The organism is Deltaproteobacteria bacterium, assembly GCA_026712905.1.
Lineage (GTDB): Bacteria > Desulfobacterota > Binatia > UBA9968 > JAJDTQ01 > JAJDTQ01.
In genome coordinates this window covers 1-4,776 of record JAPOPM010000075.1, presented here as the reverse complement: position 1 = coordinate 4,776, position 4,776 = coordinate 1, and the positions used below count along the sequence as shown (strand labels likewise).

The window sequence follows — 4,776 nt, the reverse complement described above, 5'->3', positions numbered from 1 at the left end:
TGCCCATGCTGAAGTCGACGATGTCCTCTCCCCGCCTCCGGGCTTCCTGCTTGAGGTCGTTGATGGTGTTGAAAACGTAGGGCGGCAGTCTCTTGATTCGGTTGAACTCCACTTTGCGGTCCCTCTCGTCCCTTCCGGCCCGGCGAATGCGTAGGAATGCGGCCGCCGGGCCCCACGCTCCCGCGACCACGATGCGACTGAAACAGGCAGGATTTCCGCTATTTATAAGTCATTCGCGGTACCGGCGCAAATCTCGCAACCGGCGGCGACCGCTCAATCGGCCCATGCTTCCAACTGCATGCTGTCTCCCCAGCGCTGTTGGAGCACGTCCCGGATGTGCCGGGAGGCGCGGCCGCGCAACCGCGGATCCCGCGAGAGCCAGTCACGGGCCTCCCGGCGCGCCGCCTGCAGCACTTCGTTGTCCCGCACGAGGTGCGCCACCCGGAACCCCTGGACGCCGGCCTGCCGGGTGCCGAGGATCTCCCCGGCGCCGCGGAACCGCAGGTCCGCCTCGGCGACCACGAAGCCGTCGGCAGCCCGCTCCAGGACCTCGAGGCGGCGGCGGGAGTCGTCGTCCCGCGTCCCGTAGTGGATGAGCACGCAGTGGGATTCGTCGCGGCCACGCCCCACCCTGCCCCTGAGCTGGTGCAACTGGGCGAGTCCGAACCGCTCGGCGTGCTCGATGACCATCAAGGTGGCCCCGGGCACGTCGATGCCCACCTCGATGACGGTGGTGGCCACCAGCACCTGGATCTCCCCCTGCCGGAAGCGGCGCATCACGTCGTCCCTCTCGGCGGCGGGCATCTGGCCGTGTACCAAGCCCAGGCGGAGCCCCGTCATGACCGTCCGGGACAACTCCCGCGCCATGGTCTCGGCCGCCGCCAGCGGTAGCTTGTCGGAGTCCTCCACCAGCGGATACACCAGGTACGCCTGCCGTCCCGCCGCCACCGCGGCGCGGACGCGTTCGTACACCCTCCTTCTCCGGCCCTCCTGCACCACCACGGTACGCACCGGAGTCCTGCCGGGAGGCGCCTCGTCCAGCAGCGACACCTCCAGGTCGCCGGAAAGGACCATCGCGAGACTGCGGGGGATGGGCGTGGCGCTCATCAGCAGCAGGTCCGGCTCCGGGCCGGTTGCCGCGTTCCGCAAGGACAGCCGCGCGAACGCCGTTCGCTGGCTCACCCCGAAGCGGTGCTGCTCGTCGACGATGCCGATCCCCATGCGCGGCACCGAGACGCCTTCCTGGATCAAGGCATGGGTGCCGACCACGAAGTCCACCTCACCTCCGGCGATGCGTCCGCCAAGCTCCTTCCGGGCGGCGGCGGAAAGCGAGCCTGACAGCATCGCCGCGCGCACGCCCAGCGCCTCGGCGTAGGGCTGGAGCCTTTCGTAGTGCTGTTCCGCCAGGAGCTCGGTGGGTGCCAGCAGCAGCGCCTGGCGGCCGTTCTCCATGGCCCGGAGCGCGGCGAGCCAGGCGATGACCGTCTTGCCGGAACCGACGTCGCCTTGCAGCAGCCGCCGCATGGGGTTGGGCGACTCCATGTCCCGGAAGATCTCCTGCAACACCCGCTCCTGCCCGCCGGTGAGGCGGTAGGGCAATGACTGCCGCATCCGGCCGGTGAGCGAGTCTTCCCGTATCGGGGAGCGAAAGCCGGGGGTCTTCAACCGCTGCTGCTGCCGCAGAGCCAGCGCCAGTTGGAAGTAGAAGAACTCGTCGAAGGCCAGGGACCGGCGAGCCTGTCCCTGGAGTTCCTCCAGTGCGTCCGGTTCCATCTCGCTGTCCGGCCGGTGAATGACCTCCAGGGCCTGTTTCAGATCCATGAGCCGCTGCCGCTCCGCCACCTCCGGGGGCAGGAAGCTGGGCAGGAACCCGCCGAACCGCTCCAGCGCCTGGTCCACCCAGCCGCGCAGGTGCGCCTGGGACACGTCGCCGGGCTTTCCGTACACCGGCCGCACCTCCGGTTGACGCTCGGTTCCCTCGTCGAGGACCTCGAACTCCGGGTGGGGCAGGCTGAGGCGCGCGCCGCGCGCGGGCGCGACTCTGCCGTAGACGGAAAGGTGCTGGCCCACCCGCAACGCGTCCGCGACGAAGCGGACCGGGTTGAACCACACCAGCTCCAGGCTGCCGCTATCGTCGCTCAGGGTGCCCGTGAGAATTCCGCGTCCGCCGCGGATCCGGCCGGCCCGCAGGCTCGTCAGACGGCCTACGAAGGTATCGCTCTCTCCAGCCACGGCGGCGGCGATTTCGGCCACGTCGCGGCGGTCCTCGTAGCGCAACGGCAAGTGGTAGAGCAGATCCTCGATGGCGGCGAGGCCGCGGTTGGCGAGCTGGGCGGCCCGCATCGGGCCGATCCCTTTCAGGACGTCGAGACGAAGTGCCAGGGCCTCGCGGCAGTCGGCGGGGTCGACGGGTGTGGCGTGATAGGAATGGGTCACGTCCGGGCGGTATGTCGCTGGTAGTCCTGAAGCGGCTGCACGGTCAGCTCGCCGCCCTTCAGGAACTCGATGGCCTCCAGTGCGGCTTCGGCTCCGGCCAGGGTCGTGAAATAGGGGATCTGCCGATCCAGGGCGTTCCGGCGCACCAGGTAGCCGTCGTTGCGGTAGCTCTCGTTGGCATGGGTGTTGACGACCATGGCGACGGCCTCGTGCTGCAGCGTCTCCTCGGCGTCCCGCACCACCTCCACCGGGATGCCGCCGCGCTGGAAGAAATCCGCGGTACCGCCGGCGGCCATGATCCTGAAACCCAGCGCTGCCAGGGACCGGGCGATGTCCGCGGCGCCCTCGCGGTGCTCGTCGGGCAGGCTGAAGAACGCCGCGCCGGACTCCGGCAGTTGCATGCCGCCGGCCATCTGGGCCTTGGCGTAGGCCTTGCTGAAGGAGTGGTCGATGCCCATGACCTCTCCGGTGGACTTCATCTCGGGTCCCAGCAGCGTGTCCACGCCGGCGAACTTGTTGAACGGCAGCACCGACTCCTTGACCGAGACGTGCGGCGGGATGATCTCCTCGGTGAGACCCATCTCGTCGAGCTTGCGCCCCACCATGACCCGCGCCGCCAGCTTTGCCAGCGACACGCCGATGGCCTTGCTGACGAACGGCACCGTCCGCGACGCACGCGGGTTCACCTCGAGGATGTAGACCTCTTCCCCCTTGACCGCGAACTGGACGTTCATCAGCCCCCGCACCTCGAGGGCAGTGGCCAGGGCCACGGCCTGGCGGCGGATCTCCGCCTGCACCGCCGGCGACAGGGTCCGGGGCGGGAGGGAGCAGGCGCTGTCCCCGGAGTGGACCCCGGCCATCTCGATGTGCTCCATGATGCCGCCGATGACTACCCGCTCGCCGTCGGCGATGGCGTCCACGTCCACTTCGGTGGCGTCGTCCAGGAACTTGTCGATGAGCACCGGGTGTTCGGCGGAGTTCCGGAAAGCGCTCACCAGGTAGTCCTTGAGCTTCTCCTCCTCGTAGACGATCTCCATGGCCCGGCCGCCCAGCACGTAGGACGGCCGCACCAGCACCGGGTAGCCGATGCTCTCGGCTACCCGTAGGGCTTCGTCGGTGGATCGGGCGGTGCCGTTGTGCGGCTGCCTCAGGCCCAGCCGCTCGAGCAGTTCCTTGAAACGCTCCCGGTCCTCGGCCAGGTCGATGCTGTTCGGCGGCGTGCCGATGATCGGGACCCCGGCCTCCTCCAGCGCCAGCGCCAGCTTCAGCGGCGTCTGTCCGCCGAACTGGACGATGACTCCGTCGGGCCGCTCCTGCGCCGTGATGTTGAGCACGTCCTCCAGCGTTAGCGGCTCGAAGTAGAGCTTGTCGGAGGTGTCGTAGTCGGTGCTGACGGTCTCCGGGTTGCAGTTGACCATCAGCGTCTCGAAGCCGTCCTCCTTGAGGGCGAAGGCGGCGTGGACGCAGCAGTAGTCGAACTCGATGCCCTGGCCGATGCGGTTGGGGCCGCCGCCCAGAATCATGATCTTCTTGCGGTCGCTGCGCCGGGACTCCTGGGTCCCCTCGTAGGTGGAATAGTAGTAAGGCGTAAAGGCCTCGAACTCGGCGCCGCAGGTATCCACGGTGCGGAAGCCGGCGAGCACGCCCGTGCGCATGCGCAACGCCCGGATGTCTTCCTCCGAACGTTCCGACAGTTCCGCGAGGCGCCGGTCGGAGAAGCCCATGTTCTTGACCTCCGACAAGAACTCCTCATCGGCGTCGCCGCCCTCCCCCAGCCGGCGCCGAATTTCATCCTCCTTCTGGATGATGGACTCTATGTGGCGGAGAAACCAGGGATCGATGCCCGTGAGCTCATACAGACGCGCTATCGTGAAGCCCGCGCGAAAGGCCGCGCCCAGGGTCCATAGCCGGTCCGATCGCGGCCACCGGAGCCGTTCCTCCAGCAACGCCTCCAGTTCGGCGCCCTCCGCCGCCAACTCCGGCTCCTCGAAACCGTAGCTGCTGGTCTCCAACGAGCGCATGGCCTTCTGCAGCGCCTCCTTGAAGGTGCGGCCGATGGACATGGCCTCCCCCACCGACTTCATCTGGGTGGTCAGCACGTCGCGGGTCTGGGGGAACTTCTCGAAGGTGAACCGCGGCACCTTCACCACCACGTAGTCGATGGTGGGCTCGAAGCACGCCGGGGTCTCGCGCGTCACATCGTTGGGGATCTCGTCCAGCGTGTAGCCCACCGCCAGCTTGGCGGCGATCTTGGCGATGGGGAACCCCGTGGCCTTGCTGGCCAGGGCCGAGCTGCGGGAGACCCGCGGGTTCATCTCGATAACCACCAGCCGGCCGTTG

At 68.3% G+C, this 4,776-nt stretch carries 2 protein-coding genes; both read right to left on the bottom strand.

The annotated features are described in order from the left end of the window. Window positions 1-273: 273 nt before the first annotated feature. Entirely contained in the window at window positions 274-2,436 is a 2,163-nt protein-coding gene (recG, locus tag OXF11_05790; protein ID MCY4486614.1) for an ATP-dependent DNA helicase RecG, read from the bottom strand. Then, window positions 2,433-4,776 (bottom strand): carbamoyl-phosphate synthase large subunit (carB, locus tag OXF11_05785; protein ID MCY4486613.1); only part of this gene is annotated, 2,344 nt, incomplete at its 5' end. The genes carB and recG, both read right to left, overlap by 4 nt.